A 20,187-nucleotide genomic window follows, 5' to 3' on the forward strand; every position below is an offset into this window, starting at 1 on the left:
TGATTGTCGTCGTTGGCAGTAGCTGCATCATCGGTCGAGGAATCCGAGGAACTCTCGACTCGACCGTAAGGCGACGACACGCCGCTGCCCGATATCGGGTCATCCAACGAAGGAACCGCCTTCCTGCTGGTCAGCGCACTGACCAGCAGGAGGACGGCACCTGCTACACAAATCGCGATACATGCCCACGCCCAGATCAGCGACCCTGTGGTCAGGGCAACGATCAGGAGAGCGAAGCCAACTCCCGCGAGAACCAACGTCACGACCAGCACGTATCAACCTTTGTCCGGTCCGATAGCTGAGCCGACGAGGCGCTCTCGGTCAGCTGTTTCCCTTGGCGAAGGACGGGCTGTAGGAATCCTGTCCACCGTCGACCGGAACGGCCGAGCCACGCTGTTCGAGCTCTTCGAGCTGCGATTCCAGGTAGGACTTCAGGCGCACCCGGTACTCACGTTCGAACGTCTTGAGCTGCTCGATACGGCCCTCGAGGACCGAACGCTGCTGGTTGATGGTCGCCATGATTTCGGTGTGCTTCTTCTCGGCGTCTGCCTTGAGAGCGTCTGCCTTCTCCTGAGCCTGGCGAAGCTGGGTCTCGGAGCGAGTCTGAGCGTCGGTCAGCATTGCTTCCGACTTGTTGCGCGCATCCGCGATCATGCCGTCGGCCTTGCTTCGAGCCTCGCTCATGAGCTGCTCGGAGTTGGTGCGAGCACTGCCGAGCAGCTGCTCGGATTCGGTCTTGGCATCGTTGGTGAGGCGATCCGCCATCTCCTGAGCCAGTCCGAGGACCTTCGCGGCCTGCATGTGGGTGTCGCCACTCTGCGGCGCTGCAACGGCAGCGGCGGCGGGAACCGGAGCTGCAACGGGTGCAGGCTTGGGCGGTTCTACGACCCGAGCGGGCTCCGGCTTGGGCTGCGCTGCGACGGGTGCTGCCTGCTGAGCAGGTGCCGGCGACTTCTTGGCAGCCGCGAGCTCCTGATCCAGCTCACCTACGCGCTGGCGCAGGTCCGCATTCTCTTCGATGAGCTGCGACAGCGCCTGCTCGACGAGGTCGAGGAATGCGTCGACCTCGTCCTCGTTGTAGCCACGCTTGCCGATAGGCGGCTTGCTGAACGCAACGTTGTGCACGTCAGCTGGAGTCAGTTGCGGCATGGAAGGATCCCTTCACGCGTCATTTGGCGGTCTAGCAAGCATTCAGTTGCAACACAGTCTACGTAGTGGCGAACCACCGGATGAGTTATGGCTTCCATTCTGGCATACCACTCACTCGGACTGCGCTCAGCGAACAACCGACATCAGGATGATGACGATGAAAAGCAAGACCATGATGGATAGATCCAAGCGAACTCCACCGAGGTTGATCGGGGGGATCAACCTGCGGAGCAGTTTCACCGGAGGATCGGTGATCGTAAAAATGGTTTCGAGAATGACTGCGACCAATCCGGTCGGTCGCCAATCTCTGGCAAACGAACGAACGAACTCGACGATCACTCTGCCGATCAGCAACAGCCAGAAGACAACCAGCACCAGATAGATCACAGAGAGAAGCGCGTCCACACCCTCACTCTGCCTGACTTCTGCGGTGTGTCCAAAACAGACACACCGCAGCAATTCCGGAACCGGCCCGCATCGAGTCCGTCTTGTAACGGCCGGCGATGGGTCCGAATGCGGCGTCCGCCGAGACGGGCCGCCGTTCGAATGTGCTCACGTCACCCCTGCTCAGGGGCCGGACTGCGGTCGAGACCATCATTTCTGGCTGTAGAAACCCGTCTCCGCGATACGACGGCGTTCCTCAGCGGAAACGTCGATGTCAGCCGGTGAGAGAAGAAACACTTTGGTGGCTACCTTGTCGAAAGAACCACGCAATGCGAACGCCAGGCCGGCCGCGAAATCGACCAGACGCTTCGCGTCGGCGTTGCTCATGTCGACCAGATCCATGATGACGGGAGTGCCGTCGCGGAACCGCTCACCGATGGTGCGGGCCTCTGCGTAGCTCTGCGGACGCAGTGTCGTGATCTTGGCGAGCGGGCCGCCGTCATCGACAACAGGCGCACGTCGCGCTTCGGGACGCTCTGCACGGGCGTCGACCGCGAGGTTTCCACGGCTTGCCGGACGCGGCGCCATCGCCGGGCGGCTACTGCGGCTGGGAACGGTGTCGACGCGGGGCCGGGAATCGTAGCGATCGAACTCCGCGTCCTCCTCGTCACGACGACTGGGCGCGTAGCTCGCCTTCGAGAAGGCAGGTTCGACGAACTCGCGGTCGTCGCGCTCGGCATAGCCGTCGTGACTACGACGGGGTGCGCGGCGAGCCTGATCGGGCTCCTCCACGTATTCGTCCTCGTAGTCATCGAGGGGAACCATGCCGAAGTAAGCCTTGAACTTATGCAGGTTGCTCATTGATCGACCTTCCTTGGCGCGGCGGAATCAATCCGACTGCGACCGGTCGCAGCGGTGTGGACGGGTTGGGCGATCACCTGAGCGATCACCTCGAGATTACTGGTCGTGAGCCGAGCAGTGCGGTTCCGACACGCACGCACGTTGATCCGTGGCGCACTGCGGCCTCCAGATCACCGGTCATGCCAGCCGAGAGTTCGGTTGCCCGAGGATGCGATTCGAGAATCAAAAGATGTGCCCTGCGGAGGATTTCGAACTGCTCGTCCGGATCCGATCCAAGTGGCGGGACGGCCATCAGTCCCGCAAATTCGAGACCTTCGGCTGATTCGATCCGCTCGGCGAGAGGAGTTAGCTCTCCCGTGGGAACTCCGCCACGCGCAGGGTCTCCGTCGAGACTTACCTGGATGAGCACCCGCAGCGGCGCTTTGCGCTCCCCGTCGGACAAAGCTCCGAGCGCCGCCCGATCGAGTGCATCGGCCAGTCGTGCACTGTCCACCGAGTGAATTGCGTAGGCCCACTTCGCTACCGAACGCGCTTTGTTGCGCTGCAACTGCCCGATCATGTGCCAGCGAACCGGATCGTCGATCGCGCCGCTCTGTGCAGCGCCGTCGAAGTCCGCGACCTTCTCCACTGCTTCCTGCTCACGAGACTCACCGAATTCACGGCAACCCAGTTCGTACAGGATTCGGGCGTCGGACGCCGGAAAGAATTTGGTAACTGGCAGCAGTGCTACTTCGGAAACTTCACGACCGGCGACAAGGCAGGCGGCCGCCAGCCGCGCACGCACCGAGTCGAGTGCCGTCGATATTTCTGTCAGCCGCATATCCGTCTGGCGCATTTCTGCCTAGACGGTTTCCTGCGCTGCGGGCGCTTCCATCCAGATCACTGCAGCTTGACGCCCAGTCAGAGATTCTCGGCGATGACTGAACAACGCGCGATCCTCGATCGTGCACCGCGGGTCCTCGGCAACACCGGACACACCCGCGGCGAGCAACTGCTTACGCAGTCCCGCACGCAGATCGAGTCCCGGCGTGCCCTTCTCGGTGCGAGTTGCGCTGCCCGGCAAGTGCTTTTCCACGTCCGCACGCATCGCGGCGGGAACCTCGTACTGGCGTCCGCTCGCTGCCGGGCCGAGGAAGGCACCGATACGTGAGACGTCCGCGCCCTGTCGCACCATCTCCGCGAGGACGCGCGGGACGATACCGATGCGGGCACCGATCCGTCCGGCATGAACTGCCGCGATCACACCGGCCTCCTCGTCGGAGAGCAGAACGGGAACACAGTCTGCGCTGAGGGTGGCGAGCGCCAGGCCGGGAACGGTGGTGACCAGAGCGTCCGTCACGGAAATCACTTCGTCGGTCGGTTCCGTCACGACAGTGACGTTGCGCGAGTGGATCTGTTCCATCCACACGAGATGGTCAGGCTCGACGCCTATTTCGCGTGCCAGACGACGGCGATTCGCCTCGACGGCTGCCGGATCGTCTCCGACGTGATCGCCGAGATTGAACGACTCGTACGGCGACGCGGAAACACCACCGGCTCGGCTGGTCACGACGCGGCGAATGCGGGTGCGGATGGTCGACTTCTCGGTACTCAAGATAAGTGTGCTCACAAACGTCGAAAGTTGTCGTCCGGCTCAGACGTGACCGGACATCCAGTCAAGAACAGGGTACCCAGAAATTCCGGGCACCCTGTTCTCGAAACTGTTTGTAGCCCTGCGTCAGCGACGCATGAAGACAGGCACATCGACGTCGTCGTCGCCCTCGTCTTCCTGGACCGGCGCATGGCGTGGGCCACCGATCGGAGGCAAGCTACCTGAACCCGTCGTCTCGCGCGCTGCGGAAATCGGCTGCTCGCCAGCAGGTTCGGCGGCCACCGGTGACCGGCCGACCTCACCCGCGCGCCCGGCGCCGATAGCTCCACGTCCCTGTGCGGTCGACTCCACGGGACGACGAGCCGGAGCTCCTCCGTCGAATCCCGCAGCGATGACCGTCACACGAACCTCGTCACCGAGTGAATCGTCGATGACCGTTCCGAAGATGATGTTGGCGTCGATGTGCGCGGCTTCCTGCACCAGCGAAGCCGCCTCGTTGATCTCGAACAGGCCCAGATCGCTACCGCCGGCGATCGACAGGAGAACGCCGCGGGCGCCTTCCATCGATGCTTCGAGGAGAGGCGAATTGATCGCAGATTCCGCCGCCTTGATCGCGCGTCCCTCACCACGTGAGGATCCGATGCCCATCAACGCACTGCCTGCACCGGACATGACACCCTTGACGTCCGCGAAGTCGACGTTGATCAGACCCGGGGTGGTGATGAGGTCGGTGATGCCCTGGACACCGTTGAGGAGAACCTCGTCGGCGCTGCGGAAGGCGTCCATGAGGCTCACGGCCGCGTCACCCAGCTGAAGCAGGCGATCGTTGGGAATGACGATCAGCGTGTCGCAGGACTCGCGCAGCGCCTGGATTCCGGTATCCGCCTGTCCCCCACGACGCTTGCCCTCGAAGGAGAACGGCCGAGTCACGACGCCGACGGTGAGTGCGCCCAGCTTCCGGGCGATGCTTGCCACGACAGGGGCACCACCGGTTCCGGTGCCACCACCCTCGCCTGCGGTCACGAACACCATGTCGGCGCCCTTGATGACCTCTTCGATCTCGTCCTTGTGATCTTCGGCTGCCTTGCGACCCACTTCAGGGTCAGCACCGGCGCCGAGGCCACGGGTCAATTCACGACCGACGTCGAGCTTGACGTCGGCGTCACTCATCAGAAGGGCTTGCGCGTCCGTGTTGACCGCGATGAACTCGACTCCCTTGAGTCCCTGTTCGATCATGCGGTTGACTGCGTTCACGCCGCCGCCGCCGATGCCGACGACCTTGATTACGGCGAGGTAGTTGTGCGGGGGCGTCATCGGCTCTCGCCTTCCGTGTCGTGTTTCACGCTGCTTGTCAGTGCTGCTGTCTTTTTACTGCTGCTGTATTTGTTACTGCTGCTGTATTTGTCACTGCTGGTGTATTTGTTACTGCTGGTGTTCGAGATAAACTCTAAACCTCAACCACAGGGTTAGAGTTATGTCAAGTATTCGATCTGAAACGAAACGCTATGCACCGTCGTCGCGTTCCGCCATTAGGCGCGCCGAGACACACCGAAGTATTTGCCACGCACCGGCGCACGGGTGCACCGTGCGCTATCGGACCGTCGGAAGATCAGGACTGGACACGTCGTACGTCTGTCCCGGTTGAGTCAACAGAGGAAGCGTCACGGCAGCCTTACGATCCGAGTGCTCGACACCGCCCCAGTTTACGACGCGACCGTCGAGCAGAGTCAGCGTGACACTCGAAATCGACCGAGCGGCAACCTCTCCCACCTGAAATCGCAGATCGGGCGGCAGCACCGACAACACCTCGAGCGCGGCAAGCGTCGGCTCGTCGTTCCATCCAGGCGTCGGTGTCACCAGACGCGGAACCCCCGGCGGCGGGACGCCCATCTCGAAGTCGACACCCTTCTCGTCCAGCAGGTGTGCACCCTCGGGTGAGTCGACGAAGACAACCGGTACCCGTTCGGTCACGGTGACGCGAATGGTCGACGGATACATCCGCTGCACTCGGGCGGAGGCCACCTTCGGAATCGTCGCTACACGTGCGGCGGCGGCGCCGGTGTCGACCCGCATCAACGGCTGACCGGTCGGTACTGCCAGGAGCGAAAGGATCTGTTCCTCACTGACCGTCGTCGCACCGAGAACTTCGGTGCCCCGGACCGAGAGCACCGGAGACAACCAGGCCGTCAGCGCAATTCCCACCACCAGCACGATTGCCAGCGGTGCCACGATCAGCGGTCGCTTGAACCACTTACGAGTCGGCGTGGGTTCGGGAGCTGGCTCCGTCGACCGCGTCGAGTATCGCGATTCGGTGCGAGTACTGCGCCGACGCGTACTGGTGGCTCGCCTGGCCTGAGGATCTCGACGCCCGCGACGACTTCGTGCGTCGGGTGTCATCGCGGCGCGGGATGCGGCGCCGAACGCAAAGCATCGAGGATCTGTTTGCCGAGCATGGTCACGTCACCGGCGCCCATCGTGATGACGATGTCGCCGGGGTGAGCCAACGCCGCCACCTGCTTCGGTGCCTGCGACAGATCGGGTTGATAGTGAACAGGTTTGGTGACCGATTGAGCGACAAGCGCACCGCTGACTCCCGGCATCGGCTCTTCGCGAGCACCGTAGACATCGAGAACCACTACCTCGTCGGCCAAGTCCAGTGCCTGCGCGAACTCCACGGCAAATGCCGCTGTGCGCGAATAGAGGTGAGGTTGGAAGACCACGATCACACGTCCGGCTGCCGAATTGGTCGACGACGAATCATCTTCCGGTCGAACCAGATCCGCGGCCGCGCCGAGAACCGCGCGAACTTCGGTCGGATGGTGGGCGTAGTCGTCGAACACCCGGACACCACGCTCGCGGCCGGTGAACTGGAAGCGGCGGTGGACGCCACCGAATCCGGCGAGCCCCTCGACGATCTCCTCGGTCTCGGCGCCCGCATCACGGGCGGCCAGCAGGGCGGCAAGTGCGTTGAGCGCCATGTGCCGACCCGGCACTGCCATCCGCACGGTTCGCGCGGCGTTCTCGCCGGCCAGTTGGAACTGCAGGACTCCCCCGACGTCGTGTGCATGGAAGCCCAGTAGTCGGACTCCGACCTCGACGCCGTCGACAGGTTCGAAGGCAGTGCCCGCTTCCACTTCCTGCGCATCCGCTGATCCGTAACCGAGCACACGGATGTCCGAACGACCCGAGGCCACGATTCGCTTCGCGAGATCCGCAGATCCTGGATCGTCGAGGCAAGCAATCAGAAGTCCACCCGGACGTAGCTTGTCGACAAAATCGTCGAACACCTTCACATACGCTTCGACGCTGCCGAAGTAGTCGAGGTGATCGGCCTCGATGTTCGTCACGACGATCACGTTGGGGTCGTACTGAAGCAGCGACCCGTCGCTCTCGTCGGCCTCGGCGACAAAGACGTCACCGCTGCCGTGATGGGCATTCGTGCCCGCCTCGTTGAGTTCGCCGCCAACGGCAAACGAGGGGTCGAAACCGCAGTGCTGCAGGGCGACCACGAGCATCGACGTCGTCGACGTCTTGCCGTGTGTTCCCGAAACCAAGAACGTGCGATTGCCCTGCATGAGTGATGCAAGGACAGCCGGCCGAAGAATCACCGGGATTCCGCGGCGAGCGGCCTCGACGAGTTCCGGGTTGTCCTTCGGGATAGCTGCGTGCGTCGTGACGACGACGGTCGGTCCACCTGGCAGCAGGTCGAGAGCATCGGCGTCGTGGCCGATCCGGACCTGTGCCCCGCGTGCACGAAGCGCCAGGACTCCTCGGCTCTCCTTGGCGTCCGAACCCGAGACAAGGCCCCCGCGGGAAAGCAGAATTCGAGCGATGCCGGACATACCGGCACCGCCGATTCCGACCATGTGTACTCGCTCGAGGTGGGCGGGCAGCGCGGTCATCGGTTTCCCCTTGCGTTTTCCTGGACGGCGTTTTCCTTTGCCGCGATGTCGAGCACGATCCGTGCGATCTCTGTTGCCGCCGTGCGGTGCCCGACATTGGCAGCGCCACTGCTCATCTTGTCGAGACGCGCGCTGTCGCTCAGCATCGGGACGACGGTGCCGGCGACGAACGTCGGCGTGAGCTCGTTGTCGGAGACGATGATCGCGCCGCCCGCTGCGACAACGGGTTTCGCGTTGAGTTCCTGTTCACCGTTGCCGTGCGGCAGCGGAACGTAGACGGCCGGTAGTCCGACCGCCGAGACCTCGGCGACCGTCATCGCGCCCGAACGACAGATCGTCGCGTCGGCTGCGGCATACGCGAGATCCATCCGCGAAAGATAAGGAACAGCCACATACGGTGCCGTCTCCGAGTACTGCGTGACCTCGAGGGAGTTCTTGGGTCCGTGTGCGTGAAGGACCGAGATCCCGGCCTTCGCCAGTTCTTCCGCTGCTCCGGACACCGCGTCGTTGAGAGACTTCGCGCCTTGCGATCCGCCGAAGACGAGCAGAACGGGACCGTCCTGAGGCAGTCCGAAGTACTCGCGAGCTTGCGAGCGGAGTCCCGCTCGATCGAAATTGGCGATCGACGCGCGAACCGGGATGCCGACGATCTCGGCGTCCTGATCGCCGCGGTTCTTCACTCCGGAACCCGGAACAGCGGCAAGCACCCGCGTCGCCAGGCGAGCACCGATCTTGTTCGCGATGCCGGCACTGGCGTTCGCCTCGTGGATGACGATCGGAATCTTGCGGCGGCGCCGAAGAACACCGCCACGTGCGGCAAGATACGCCGGAAGCGCGACGTAACCACCGAAACCGACGATCACGTCGGCGTCGACGGAATCGAGTACCTCACGGGTCTTGCGCACCGAGGCGAGGATGCGTGTCGGCAGTTTGACGAGATCCATCGTGGGCTTACGTGGAAGCGGAACCGGCGGAATGAGCTCGAGTGTGTACCCGCGGGCAGGCACCAACGTGGTTTCGAGACCACGTGCTGTCCCGAGTGCGGTGATCCTGGTGTCGGGCTGAGCGGCCTTGACCGCGTCCGCGACCGCAAGTGCGGGTTCGATGTGACCAGCCGTGCCTCCCCCTGCCACCACTACCGACAGAGCCGATTTGTTGCCGCTCACCTACGAATTCCTCGCTCTCGAACTTCTCGTGGATCTTGTGCCCTACGTGTCGGCGCCTGCCGACGCTGACCATTCTGCCCTCCCGCGGTGCGCTTCCGTGACCCAGCGGCCGCACCTCGGTTGGAATCCGAGGAAGGGCGAGCGCCTTGATCTGCCCGCTTGCGTCGATCGCCCGTCTCGATCGCGCGCCGGCCGTCGCGTCCGCGTGCCGGTTCGATCTGTCGTGCGGGCTTCGGTCGACGGATCGGCCGGCCCCCTGACGGCGGGTGGTACAGCACCGGCTTGGGCAGTCTGAGCAACTTCGAGATCTTGCCGTCCTGACCGGAGTTCAGAGCGGCAACTGCTTCTGGCTCGTGGCGCGCTGCATTGGCGATGACGCCGAACATGAACAGCGTGATCGCCAAGGACGAACCACCGGCGGAGACCAAGGGCAACTGGAGTCCGGTCACCGGCAGCAGTCCGATGACGTAACCGATGTTGATCATCGCCTGGCCGACGATCCAGGTAGTTGCGGTGGCCGACAGGAGCCGCCAGAACGGATCGATGCTGCGGGCTGCGATCCGCAATCCCGTGTACACGAATACAGCGAACAAACCGATCACCACTGCGCAGCCGACAAATCCCAGCTCTTCACCGATGATCGCGAAGATGAAGTCGTTGTGCGCGTTGGGTAGGTAGTTCCATTTGGCGACGCTCTGCCCGAGTCCGCGACCGAAAAAGCCGCCGTCTGCGAGCGAATACAAGGCCTGCTTGGCCTGATAGTTGTTGCCCTGCAGGTCATCGCTCTTATTGAAGAAGGCCTGGACTCGGTCGGATCGATACCCGGCCGTCATGGCCAGGACAGCGGCGCCGACAACGCCTGTCAGCGCTATCGAGCCGAAGAGTTTCAGTGGAAGCCCGCCGAACCACAGCAGGGCCCCGACGATGATTCCCAGTGCGATGGTCGTACTGAGGTTCGGCTGCGCGACGACCAAGGCGAAGACCAGCATCGCAGCGGGCACGAGCGGAATCAGGATCGACTTCACGGATCGGTCGTCCGGACGCCTCGAGGCCAACAGATGCGCGCCCCAGATCGCCAAGGCGACCTTCATGATTTCCGATGGTTGCACCGAGAATCCACCGACGTTGAACCAGCGACGCGCACCCTGCGCTTCGGTGCCGATTCCCGGAATCAGAACGAGTACCAGCATGATCAGCACGACGACGAACAGCGGAAACGAATACTGCCGGAGCACTCTCGCCGGGATCCGCAGCGCGACGTAGAAGAGCACCGCCCCGAGAATCGCGAAGATCAACTGCTGGGTGAACAACGAATATGCCGAGCCACCGGACACGTACTGCTCGACGCTCGACGCAGACAGAACCATCACGAGCCCCAAGACAGTCAACATCGTGGCAATCGTCACCACCAGGTGGAACGACGCCAACGGCCGCGCCAACCAGGCACCGATTCGGGTCTTGGGACCCTTGGTCATAGCAAGTTCCCGGCTTGGCCAGGCGAATCCGTGAACGGATCGGGTAATGCGGCTACGGCGGCGGCGAAACTGTCACCACGGTGTCCGTAGCTGGCGAACATGTCCAAGGACGCGGCGGCCGGGGCAAGTACAACTGCATCACCGGGGGACGCCAACTCGGCAGCTTCGACGACCACTGCGGCCATGACGGCATCCGCGTCGGCACCCGACGGCAGCCGGATGGTGAGAGTCGAGTTGCTGCTGTTTTCGCTCACCGCTTCATCGTCCCCCGACAGCACGTGCACCACGGGAACATCGGGCGCGTGTCGCGCCAGCGCGTCCTCGATCACACCGGCGTCACGGCCGAGAAGAACGGCGCCGGACAGTCTCGGCCCCACTTCGCTCACCAACTGCTCGACGCTTGCGCCCTTGAGCAGACCGCCTGCAACCCAGACGACGCGGTCGTGCGCGAGTATCGACGGCCTGGCTGCGTGCGGATTGGTGGCCTTGGAATCGTCGATGTACACAACGGACCCGACACGACCGACCAGGGCCCCTCGGTGTGGGCCGACCTTGTGTGCGGCCAGTCCGCGTTCGACGACGTCGGCCTCGAATCCGAGTGCCCGCGCCAAAGCGGCAGCGGCCAGCGCGTCCATGACGCCTGCCGGGCCGGCCGGATCTATGGAAGCTGCTTCGGCCAAGCGGACGTGATCGCCGAAAGCGTTGTCCACGAGGTGTCCCGCTTCGACGCCCAGTTCTCCTTCGCCCGGTTCACCCAATCTGAACCCGGTGACAATGTCTGCAGTTGCGCGAGTTCCCAGTTCGGAAGCGATTGCGTCATCGAGGCCGACCACCGCGACCTTTCCACTCAGCGCCCGCGACTTTGCCTCGGCGTACGCGCTCATTCCGCCGTGCCAGTCGAGGTGATCCTCGGCGACATTGAGGACGACGCCGGCATCCGGACGCACCGAAGGCGCCCAGTGCAATTGGAAAGACGACAGTTCGACAGCGAGGTACTCCACGCGCGGCGACGTCCCGGCGAGTGCGTCGAGTATCGGAAGCCCGATGTTCCCGCAGGCTCGGCCGACAACTCCGGCGGCGTCGAGAATCGAGGCCAGCATCGACGTCGTCGTGGTCTTGCCGTTCGTCCCCGTCACGACGAGCCACTTACGGGGTCCGCCGAAGTGCCCGCTGTGGTCGACGCGCCACGAGAACTCGACGTCTCCCCAGATGGGAATCCCGTGACCGGCGGCCGCTGCAAGGATCGGTGCATCGGGCCGAAAGCCCGGACTGGTGACGACGAGCCCGTACTCGGTGATCGAATCCGGAGCATCCTCGATCGAGGTGGTGGTCACCATGTCCGCGCCGAGCTCGGCGCAGCGCTCCGCAAAGTCCAAGGTCGAATCGGCGACCGTCACGACAGCACCAAGAGCGACGAGAGGTTCGATGGTCGCTTGACCGGACACCCGCCCTCCGGCGACCAGCACTCGCGTACCGCGGAGCCAGGACAGGTCGTTCTCGGAATCCGCTGAGCTGGTCATGGTTTTCAGCCTCCGAGCGCTGCGAGGTATTCGCTGTAGAAGAGTGCCAATCCGATAGCCGACGCAATAGCCGCCAGCAACCAGAATCTGATGATGACCGTGGTTTCAGCCCACCCGGCAAGTTCGAAGTGGTGATGGAACGGCGCCATTCGGAAGACCCGCCGTCGGCTGGACCGGAACACCGCTACCTGGATCACCACCGACGCGGCCTCCGCGACGAACAGTGCACCGATGACGACCATCAACAGTTCCGTGCTTGTGGTGATCGACAATCCGGCGAGCATGCCGCCGAGGGCAAGAGAACCGGTGTCGCCCATGAAGATCTTGGCGGGTGCGGCATTCCACCAGAGGAAACCGATGCACGCGCCGGCGCCGGCCGCGCAGAGCACCGCGAGATCGAGCGGGTCTCGGACGTCGTAGCAACCCTTACCGGGATTCGTCTCGCACGAGTAGCGGAACTGCCAGAACGTGATGATGACGTAGGCGCCGAGAACGAAACTCATCGCTCCGGCGGCCAATCCGTCGAGGCCGTCGGTCAGGTTGACGGCATTGGACCAGGCGCTGACCAGTAGGTAGCAGAAGGCGATGAAGACCACGGAACCGAGTGAGACGGTGGCGATGTCGCGGACGTACGACAGATGAACACTGCCCGGAGTAAGCCCGTCGTCACCGCGGAACTGCAGGGCCAAGATTCCGAAGGCAATGGCAGCGACGAACTGGCCGACCAGCTTCGCTGTCTTGTTCAGTCCCAGATTGCGCTGCTTGCGGATCTTGATGAAGTCGTCGAGGAAACCGACTCCACCGAGCGCGGTGGTCAGACCGAGAACGAGTAGGCCGGACGCCGATGGTCCCTCCGCGTTGTCCATGCCGAGACCGATGAGGTGTGAGCCGAGATAGCCGGCCCAGATTCCGGTCAGGATCGCGACGCCGCCCATCGTGGGAGTGCCGCGCTTGGCCTGGTGACTGGCTGGACCTTCGGTTCGGATCTCCTGCCCGAAACCTTGTTTCGAGAACGCCTTGATCAGGATCGGCGTGAGCATGATGGAGACCGCCAGCGCGATGCCTGCGGCGAGAAGAATCTGGATCACTGCGAATCCCCGCCGTTCTCGCCATCGGTGTTCGCGTCACCGGTGTTGTCGCTGGGCGTTGCGGCCAGAATCGCTTCGGCGACCGTCCACAGTTCAACCGACTTGGACGCCTTCACCAGGACGAGATCGCCCGGTTCGAGTTCCGCTTCCAGAATGGCGATTGCCGCAGCTGCGTCGGGCACGACGACGGACTCGTCACCCCACGACCCCTCCATCACCGCACCTTGATGCATCGCACGCGAGGTGCGGCCCGTTCCGACGACGATCAACTTGCTGACATCGAGTCTGACGGCCAGGCGACCGATCGCGTCATGCTCGACGACCGATTCCGGCCCGAGTTCACCCATCTCACCGAGCACAGCCCAGCTACGGCGCCCGAAGTGCCGATCCGATCGCGCCATGGACACCAACGCTTTGAGCGCAGCGCGCATGGAATCGGGATTGGCGTTGTAACTGTCGTTGACGACGGTGACGCCGTCGGCGCGCTCGGTGACTTCCATCCGCCTCGCGGACGCTGCCTTCGTGCCCTCGAGGACACGCGCGATGTCTGCAACCGCGAGGCCGTTCTCGAGTGCGACGGCCGCCGCGGCTAGGGCGTTGCTCACGTGGTGTTCGCCGTGAACGGCCAGGCGAATACGCGCAGAACCCTGTGAACAGTTCAGCGTGAAGGAAGCCCGGGCCTGGTCGTCGACAACCACGTCGGTCGCCCGAACGTCGCAGTCTTCGGACTGGCCGACGAATACGATCCGGGCCTTGGTTCGACTCGCCATTGCGGCGACCATGCGGTCGTCGGCGTTGAGGACCGCAACTCCACCGTCGGCTGCCGACGGGAGTGCTTCCACCAGTTCACCTTTGGCGACCGCGATCGCTTCACGCGAACCGAATTCACCGAGATGGGCCGTGCCGACATTGAGAACGACGCCGATCTTCGGCGGCGCGATCTTGGTCAGTTCGCCGACGTGACCGACCCCACGGGCCGACATCTCGAGGACCAGGAAGCGGGTCTTCTCGTCGGCGCGGAGCACAGTCCACGGCAAACCCAGTTCGTTGTTGAACGAGCCTGGTGGGGCGACCACCTCACCGCGCTCGCGAAGCAGCGCCGCAATCAGGTCCTTGGTCGAGGTCTTGCCCGCCGAACCAGTGACACCGACCAGCGTCAGCCCGCCCCCCGAAGCCGAACCCTCTGCTGCCAGTTCGTCGACCACGGCCCTGGCCAGGAGGCCGAGGGCATGCAAGACGGCAGCCCCGGATCCGTCTGTGTCATGTTCGAGCAACATCACAGCGCTCGGACCGTCGTTCGGTACCGACGGGACAACTATCGCCGGAACCCCGACCGGCCGCGCTGCGAGCACCGCCACCGCACCGGCGGCCACCGCCGCTTCCGCATGGTCGTGACCGTCGACGCGTGCGCCGGGGAGTGCGAGAAACAGTCCACCTGGACCAGCCTTGCGCGAATCGAATTCGACGGTTCCTGTCACCTGAGTCGACGGATCGTCGACGTCATGCAGGGTTCCTCCGACGATCTCGGCGATCCGAGAGAGCGTCATCGGGATCATTGCTTGCCTCCATGTGCTGTGTTGATCGCGAATCGGCCGATCATTTCGCCCAACACCTCGCGGTCGTCGAATGGGTGTTTGACCCCGTCGATTTCTTGACCCACTTCGTGGCCTTTGCCTGCCACCAGTACTACGTCGCCTGGCTGCGCCCACCGGACTGCTTGCTCGATCGCGAGCGCCCTGTCCCCCACTTCGCGAATCTCGCCGCGTTCGGATTCGGGAACGTCGATGGCGCCTTGCATAACCGAAGCGCGAATTTTCGCGGGATCCTCGGTGCGCGGGTTGTCGTCGGTGACGATCAGCAGGTCTGCGCCCCTCGCACCAGCTTCGCCCATGAGGGTGCGTTTGCCGGCGTCGCGGTCACCGCCCGCACCGACGACCACAGCCACTCGGCCGGGAACCTGATTGCGCAGGGTGGCGATCACGGCTTCGAGTGCCGCCGGTTTGTGGGCGTAGTCGACCACTGCCAGGAAGCTCTGCCCGCGGTCGATCCGCTGGACCCGTCCGGGGACATCCACCGTTCCGAGTGATCGAACAGCAGCGTCCGGATCGAGTCCGGCCGCGAAGCTGACAGTCAGTGCCAAGGCTGCGTTGGCCACGTTGTATCGACCGGGGAGGCGAAGCGAGACGGGCCACGATTGTCCGTCCGGCCCGACCAACTCGAAAGTCTGCGAGCCGTCCTCGGCAACCTCGACGGCGCCGACCTTCCACTCGGCCTCGGCCGTCGAGGTCGAGACCGTGGTCACCGCATCGCTCTCGTCGGTCGCGGCCAACTCAGCCATCCGTCGACCCCATACGTCGTCGACGCAGACGACGGCATGCTCGGCTCGCACCGTCGACTCGGGATCGAACAGTCGAGCCTTGGCCTGGAAGTACTCGTCGAAGTCCCGATGGAAATCCAGGTGGTCCTGCGAAAGATTGGTGAACGCGCCGATGTCGAAGCGGATGCCGTCGACGCGTCCGAGAGCGAGCGCGTGACTGGACACCTCCATGACGACGGTATCGATCCCCTGCTCTGCCATCACGGCGAACAGCGCATGGAGTTGCGGAGCTTCCGGCGTGGTCAGAGCGCTGGGTACTCGGCGGCCGTCGATCCGAGTCTCGATGGTGCCAACCAGACCGGGCTTGCGGCCGGCTCCGGCAATCGCTGCTTCGAGCAAGTAAGACGTCGTCGTCTTGCCGGATGTGCCGGTAATGCCGACGACCTGCATCTTCTCCGAGGGCCGGCCGTAGATCTCCGCTGAGATCTCACCGAGCACATCCCGCGGGTTCGGATGAACGAGAACCGGGACGGACCGGTCGGGCGCCTTTTCGGCGGACTCGATCAATTCGAGGCCGGCCTCGTCGGTCAAGATCGCGGTCGCACCGCGCCCCAGAGCGTCGACGGCGAACTGAGCGCCGTGCGTCCTGGCACCGGGCAGAGCGGCGAAGAGGTCATCGGCCACGATTCCCTGCGCACGCAGGTCGACGCCCTTGACGACGACCTCCGACGACTGTGATCCCGGTTGCCCGACCCATTCGAGGCGAGCTCCGGACAGTTCGGAGAGCGCCGTGATCGCGGTAGCAACCGGTTGTGTCGGACGCGTCCCGGGAGCGCCGTCCGAGTTCGACGATTGCAAACGATTCGGCACTGTCACTCGACTCCTGGCAATTGTCGTTGTTCTATCGCGGTCGTTGTTCTATGGCGGTCGCAGCGCAAGCAAAGTTCGGCGTACTGCGATGAATGAGGTTACTGCGACGTTTGAGATTACCGTGTCCGGGATTCACCCGAAGACCCTGTCGAAACCGACACACCGCAATCAGTCCGCCTGCAACACCAACTTGCGACCGGGGTCCGGCGACATCGGAACGCTGTCACGCTGCAGCATCCACGACGCGATGTTGTGGAACAACGGTGCTGCCGATTGACCGCCGCCGCCGTCCACACCGCGAACCGGTGCGTCGAGCATGATTCCGATCACGAATCGGGGGTTGTCCGCGGGCGCGATCCCCGCGAAGGTGATCCAGTAGTTGGAGTTGGAGTAGCACTTGCACGCGGGATCCACTTGCTGCGCGGTGCCGGTCTTTCCGCTGACCTGGTATCCCTCGACGCCCGCGGCAACACCGGTTCCTCGTTGGTTGCCGGTGTCTTCCTGAGTGACCGATCGGAACATGTCCCGAACCGTCGACGCTGTCTGGGCGCTGACCACCTCGACACCCTCGGGCTGCGGCGTCTCGGTCCGAGTGCCGGAAGAATCGACAGTCGACTTCACGATTCGCGGAGGAATTCGCACACCGTCGTTGGCAATGGCCTGGTACATCCCGGTCATCTGCAAGGTTGTCATCGAAAGACCCTGCCCGATCGGCAAGTTCGCGAAGGTTCCGCCGGACCACTGATCGCGACTCGGGACGCTGCCGGCGCTCTCGCCGGGAAGTCCGACGTCTGTGCGTTGTCCGAGGCCGAACCTGTTCAGCATGTCTGCGTAGCGATCCTCGCCCACTCGCTGAGCGAGCATCAAGGTGCCGACGTTCGAGGACTTTCCGAACACACCGGTAGAGGTATACGGGGCCACACCGTGATCCCACGCATCCTTGACTGTGGCACCGGACATCGTGATGCTGCCCGGGACTTGCAGAACTTCGTCCGGAGTTGTCTTACCGTCCTCGATGGCCGCTGCTGCGGTGACGATCTTGTTCACCGATCCGGGCTCGAACGGCGTGCTGACCGACGGATTGCCCATTTCGGCTGTCGGCGCGTTCTTGTCGATGCCGATCGCGGGGTTGAAGGTGCTGTCGTTGGACATGGCCAACACCTGTCCCGTCTTGGAGTCCATGACCACAACCGAAGCGTTCTTGGCGCCCGACTTGTCCTTGGCGATCTGGACCTGCTGCTGAACGTAGAACTGGAGGTCCGAATCGATGGTCAGCTCGACACCCGAACCGTTGACGGCCGGTTGCTTGTCACGCCAGCTACCAGGGATCACAGCGCCGTCGGAACCGCGGTCGTACGTTTCGGATCCATCGGTTCCGGCGAGCGTGGAGTCCATCGAATCTTCGAGGCCGAGCAAACCGTGCCCGTCCCAGCCGGTCGCGCCGACGAGATTCGCCGCCAGAGAGCCACCGGGGTACTCGCGGATGTCCTGTCGCTCGAGGCCGACCTCCCGGAACTTGTCCGAGATCTCGGCAGCAACCGCCGGATCCACGCTGCGAGCGAGGTACGTGAAAGTCTCGTTGCTGTTCATCTTCTGAAGCAGATCTTTTTCCGGAACGGTATCGCCGAGCTTGGCGTGGATTCCGGCGGCGATCTCGGCGAGGCGATCGCTGACTTCCGGCGCCTGCTTGTCACCCTCGGCGCCCTGCTCGATGCTCTTCGCGCGCGCTTCCTCGAGTTCCTTGCGTACTCGCACCGGCTGGAAAGTCAGCGCCTTGGCTTCCATGGTGAACGCGAGGGGGTTTCCGTTGCGATCGGTTATCGAGCCGCGTACGGCCGGATCGACCTGCGTCGTGGTTCGTTGATTCGCAGATTCCGCAGCCAGGCTCGGCGCATCGATTCCCTGAATCCACAAGAGCTGCAATGCCGCAACGGCGAGCGCACCACACATGGTGATACGACCGACTCGCTGACGAAACGGAAATGAGGCAGTGGCCGAGCGGCGCGGACGCCGACCGGGGTTGTTACGGGAGTTCTGACTCACCGACGTTCCTCAGGCGGAGCAGGCACCGCCGTCGTGGTGGCGGGTGCTGTCGTCGTGGGGATCACAGGAACCAATTGTTCACTCTGCGCGAGGTTTCGCGTGTTATTCGGAACGCTCGGCGTGGCTCCAGGAACAACCGGCGTTGTGGTGCGCGGCGGTGTCGCGGTCGGTGCGGGCACCGATGTGGGCGCATCGAGCGGCGGCATCGCGCCGGCAGTCGCGGGAGTCGGCGTTCCGACGACCTCGACCGAACCATCCGGATGAACTACCAGACGTGCAGGGTCCTTGGCGGGGACCATGCCGAGAGCGCTTGCCTGATTTGCCAACTCCGGAGCCGAGTTACGCGACTGGAAGTCACGTTCGAGCGCTGCTTTCTGCTCGACCAAAGACTGGTTGTATGCACGTGCATCACTGAGTTGGTACGAATCCTCGGCAGCGCGAGTGGTCAGCAGCAGAGTCACCGCGAGACCGATGGACAGAAGTCCGATAACGGAGGCCACGAACGGTACCCGCCCCTTGAGCATCGCCCGAGGAGAGATCGACGGGCCGGCAGCAGCGGCAGTTCCGGTCCGGCCTGCCGCCCGTGCGGTGCGCTTGTCGTATGCGCGTTGCGCTGCACCGGATTTGCCCTGACGACTCATGCCCGCCTCCTGGAAATGCGTTCTGCGGCACGCAAACGCACCGGAGCTGATCGTGGGTTCTCTTCGATTTCCTGCTCAGACGCACGTTCTGCGCCACGGGTGAGAATGCGGAACTCCGGCCCCATACCCGGCAACTCGACCGGTAGACCTTCAGGACTGGTGGACTTCGAGCGGGGAACCAACTCCGCCTTCACAACTCGATCCTCGAGCGACTGGTAGGACATGAACACCACTCGCCCACCGACTGCCAGTGCATCGAGCCCGGCAGGAACGGCCGCACGAAGCGAATCCAACTCGGCATTGACTTCGATCCGCAGCGCTTGGAAGGTGCGCTTGGCCGGGTGTCCACCCGTACGCCGCGTGGCCGCCGGGATTGTTCGGTACAGCAACTCGACCAGAGCTGCACTGGTGGTGAATGGTTCACGCTCACGCTGCCGAAGGATCTCGGACGCAATCTTTCCGGCGAACCGCTCTTCGCCGTACGTGCTCAGAATGCGAGCAAGGTCGCCGTGACTGTAGGTGTTCAGGACCTCTGCCGCGGTCAGCCCGACCGTCTGATCCATCCGCATGTCGAGAGGGGCGTCGATCGAGTACGCAAAACCTCGGTCGGCTTCGTCCAACTGCATCGACGACACACCCAGATCGAAGAGGATCGCGTGAACCGACTCCGTCGACGGCAGACCTGCCTGTTCGAGCGCGTCTTCGATCCCGTCATACGTGGTGTGCACGAACGTGGTTCGGTCCGCGAATGGCGCCAGACGCTCGGAAGCGATGCGGAGTGCGTTGGTGTCGCGATCGAGACCGATGAGGTGAAGGCCCGGGTACTTGCCGAGGAAGAATTCGGAGTGGCCTCCGAGCCCCAACGTCGCATCGATCATGTATGCGCCTTCGCCACCGTCACCGACGGCGGTGATGGCAGGGCCGAGAAGATCGTCGGCACGATGCAGAAGTACGGGGACGTGCGCGAAGCCATCGGCATCCGAGGGTTCGTTCACCTCGTGATCCACCATGATTGCTCCGGCTCCTACTTTCATGATTTCCGATGACTTTTCGAAAAGGTGCTGACTTTCCGAGAAGGCGATGACTGTTCGAGAAGGCGAATGCTTCGAGGTCCCTGCCCGAAGGAGAACCTGGCGCTGGGGAAGTGCGTCAGGGTCTTTCCGGGCAGAGGCCTCGCGGC

At 63.6% G+C, this 20,187-nt stretch carries 17 protein-coding genes and 1 pseudogene; all 18 read right to left on the bottom strand.

Annotated features, from left to right (window positions below):
* Positions 1-86 precede the first annotated feature (86 nt).
* Positions 87-272: pseudogene (locus ACKAMS_RS16545) on the bottom strand (hypothetical protein); the annotation flags it as partial.
* Between the two features lie 49 nt (positions 273-321).
* Positions 322-1,149, bottom strand: a complete 828-nt coding sequence (locus tag ACKAMS_RS16550; RefSeq protein WP_003941722.1) for a DivIVA domain-containing protein — start codon at positions 1,147-1,149, stop codon at positions 322-324.
* A 126-nt stretch (positions 1,150-1,275) separates the two neighbouring features.
* On the bottom strand, positions 1,276-1,554 hold the full coding sequence (locus ACKAMS_RS16555; protein WP_003941780.1) for a YggT family protein: 279 nt from the start codon (positions 1,552-1,554) through the stop codon (positions 1,276-1,278).
* A gap of 189 nt (positions 1,555-1,743) precedes the next feature.
* Positions 1,744-2,394 carry a cell division protein SepF gene (locus ACKAMS_RS16560; RefSeq protein WP_003941752.1) on the bottom strand — a complete coding sequence of 217 codons (651 nt, stop codon included), beginning with the start codon at positions 2,392-2,394 and terminating at the stop codon, positions 1,744-1,746.
* Positions 2,395-2,479: 85 nt separating this feature from the next.
* Positions 2,480-3,229, bottom strand: a complete 750-nt coding sequence (locus ACKAMS_RS16565) for a YggS family pyridoxal phosphate-dependent enzyme (protein ID WP_408989267.1) — start codon at positions 3,227-3,229, stop codon at positions 2,480-2,482.
* A 6-nt stretch (positions 3,230-3,235) separates the two neighbouring features.
* Positions 3,236-4,003, bottom strand: a complete 768-nt coding sequence (pgeF, locus tag ACKAMS_RS16570; protein WP_408989268.1) for a peptidoglycan editing factor PgeF — start codon at positions 4,001-4,003, stop codon at positions 3,236-3,238.
* Positions 4,004-4,111: 108 nt separating this feature from the next.
* A complete protein-coding gene (ftsZ, locus tag ACKAMS_RS16575) occupies positions 4,112-5,299 on the bottom strand; it encodes a cell division protein FtsZ (RefSeq protein ID WP_003941788.1) in 1,188 nt (395 codons plus the stop codon).
* Between the two features lie 276 nt (positions 5,300-5,575).
* On the bottom strand, positions 5,576-6,382 hold the full coding sequence (locus ACKAMS_RS16580; protein ID WP_019748870.1) for a cell division protein FtsQ/DivIB: 807 nt from the start codon (positions 6,380-6,382) through the stop codon (positions 5,576-5,578).
* The gene (gene murC / locus ACKAMS_RS16585) at positions 6,379-7,887 is read right to left on the bottom strand and encodes a UDP-N-acetylmuramate--L-alanine ligase (RefSeq protein WP_020908071.1); all 1,509 of its coding nucleotides are present in this window, start codon (positions 7,885-7,887) and stop codon (positions 6,379-6,381) included. Before murC ends, ACKAMS_RS16580 begins: the two co-directional genes overlap by 4 nt.
* Positions 7,884-9,053 (bottom strand): undecaprenyldiphospho-muramoylpentapeptide beta-N-acetylglucosaminyltransferase, encoded by a 1,170-nt coding sequence (murG, locus tag ACKAMS_RS16590; protein WP_019748872.1) that lies wholly within the window; start codon positions 9,051-9,053, stop codon positions 7,884-7,886. The genes murC and murG overlap by 4 nt, the downstream gene beginning before the upstream one ends.
* The gene (gene ftsW, locus ACKAMS_RS16595) at positions 9,050-10,528 is read right to left on the bottom strand and encodes a putative lipid II flippase FtsW (protein WP_020908072.1); all 1,479 of its coding nucleotides are present in this window, start codon (positions 10,526-10,528) and stop codon (positions 9,050-9,052) included. The genes murG and ftsW overlap by 4 nt, the downstream gene beginning before the upstream one ends.
* A complete protein-coding gene (murD, locus tag ACKAMS_RS16600) occupies positions 10,525-12,048 on the bottom strand; it encodes a UDP-N-acetylmuramoyl-L-alanine--D-glutamate ligase (protein ID WP_408989269.1) in 1,524 nt (507 codons plus the stop codon). The genes ftsW and murD overlap by 4 nt, the downstream gene beginning before the upstream one ends.
* Before the next feature lie 5 nt (positions 12,049-12,053).
* On the bottom strand, positions 12,054-13,136 hold the full coding sequence (gene mraY, locus ACKAMS_RS16605; RefSeq protein ID WP_003941699.1) for a phospho-N-acetylmuramoyl-pentapeptide-transferase: 1,083 nt from the start codon (positions 13,134-13,136) through the stop codon (positions 12,054-12,056).
* Positions 13,133-14,692, bottom strand: coding sequence for a UDP-N-acetylmuramoyl-tripeptide--D-alanyl-D-alanine ligase (gene murF, locus ACKAMS_RS16610; RefSeq protein ID WP_020908074.1), 1,560 nt, complete (start codon positions 14,690-14,692; stop codon positions 13,133-13,135). Before murF ends, mraY begins: the two co-directional genes overlap by 4 nt.
* Positions 14,689-16,323 carry a UDP-N-acetylmuramoyl-L-alanyl-D-glutamate--2,6-diaminopimelate ligase gene (locus tag ACKAMS_RS16615; RefSeq protein WP_408989270.1) on the bottom strand — a complete coding sequence of 545 codons (1,635 nt, stop codon included), beginning with the start codon at positions 16,321-16,323 and terminating at the stop codon, positions 14,689-14,691. The genes murF and ACKAMS_RS16615 overlap by 4 nt, the downstream gene beginning before the upstream one ends.
* 168 nt (positions 16,324-16,491) lie before the next feature.
* Positions 16,492-18,366, bottom strand: coding sequence for a penicillin-binding protein 2 (locus tag ACKAMS_RS16620; RefSeq protein ID WP_020908076.1), 1,875 nt, complete (start codon positions 18,364-18,366; stop codon positions 16,492-16,494).
* A complete protein-coding gene (locus ACKAMS_RS16625; RefSeq protein WP_019748878.1) occupies positions 18,363-19,007 on the bottom strand; it encodes a hypothetical protein in 645 nt (214 codons plus the stop codon). The genes ACKAMS_RS16620 and ACKAMS_RS16625 overlap by 4 nt, the downstream gene beginning before the upstream one ends.
* Positions 19,004-20,017, bottom strand: a complete 1,014-nt coding sequence (rsmH, locus tag ACKAMS_RS16630) for a 16S rRNA (cytosine(1402)-N(4))-methyltransferase RsmH (RefSeq protein ID WP_020969860.1) — start codon at positions 20,015-20,017, stop codon at positions 19,004-19,006. The genes ACKAMS_RS16625 and rsmH overlap by 4 nt, the downstream gene beginning before the upstream one ends.
* Positions 20,018-20,187: the final 170 nt, after the last annotated feature.

The sequence above is a fragment of the Rhodococcus sp. 5A-K4 genome, from assembly GCF_046097995.1.
Lineage (GTDB): Bacteria > Actinomycetota > Actinomycetes > Mycobacteriales > Mycobacteriaceae > Rhodococcus_F > Rhodococcus_F erythropolis.

What these genes read in the sequence shown, in the direction of transcription:
- murF (WP_020908074.1), bottom strand. Translation starts at nt 14,692, where the DNA reads ATGATCCCGATGACGCTCTCTCGGATCGCCGAGATCGTCGGAGGAACC.
- ACKAMS_RS16580 (WP_019748870.1), bottom strand. Translation starts at nt 6,382, where the DNA reads ATGACACCCGACGCACGAAGTCGTCGCGGGCGTCGAGATCCTCAGGCC.
- ACKAMS_RS16625 (WP_019748878.1), bottom strand. Translation starts at nt 19,007, where the DNA reads ATGAGTCGTCAGGGCAAATCCGGTGCAGCGCAACGCGCATACGACAAG.
- ACKAMS_RS16550 (WP_003941722.1), bottom strand. Translation starts at nt 1,149, where the DNA reads ATGCCGCAACTGACTCCAGCTGACGTGCACAACGTTGCGTTCAGCAAG.
- ACKAMS_RS16565 (WP_408989267.1), bottom strand. Translation starts at nt 3,229, where the DNA reads ATGCGCCAGACGGATATGCGGCTGACAGAAATATCGACGGCACTCGAC.
- murD (WP_408989269.1), bottom strand. Translation starts at nt 12,048, where the DNA reads ATGACCAGCTCAGCGGATTCCGAGAACGACCTGTCCTGGCTCCGCGGT.
- ftsZ (WP_003941788.1), bottom strand. Translation starts at nt 5,299, where the DNA reads ATGACGCCCCCGCACAACTACCTCGCCGTAATCAAGGTCGTCGGCATC.
- murC (WP_020908071.1), bottom strand. Translation starts at nt 7,887, where the DNA reads ATGACCGCGCTGCCCGCCCACCTCGAGCGAGTACACATGGTCGGAATC.
- rsmH (WP_020969860.1), bottom strand. Translation starts at nt 20,017, where the DNA reads ATGGTGGATCACGAGGTGAACGAACCCTCGGATGCCGATGGCTTCGCG.
- ftsW (WP_020908072.1), bottom strand. Translation starts at nt 10,528, where the DNA reads ATGACCAAGGGTCCCAAGACCCGAATCGGTGCCTGGTTGGCGCGGCCG.
- ACKAMS_RS16560 (WP_003941752.1), bottom strand. Translation starts at nt 2,394, where the DNA reads ATGAGCAACCTGCATAAGTTCAAGGCTTACTTCGGCATGGTTCCCCTC.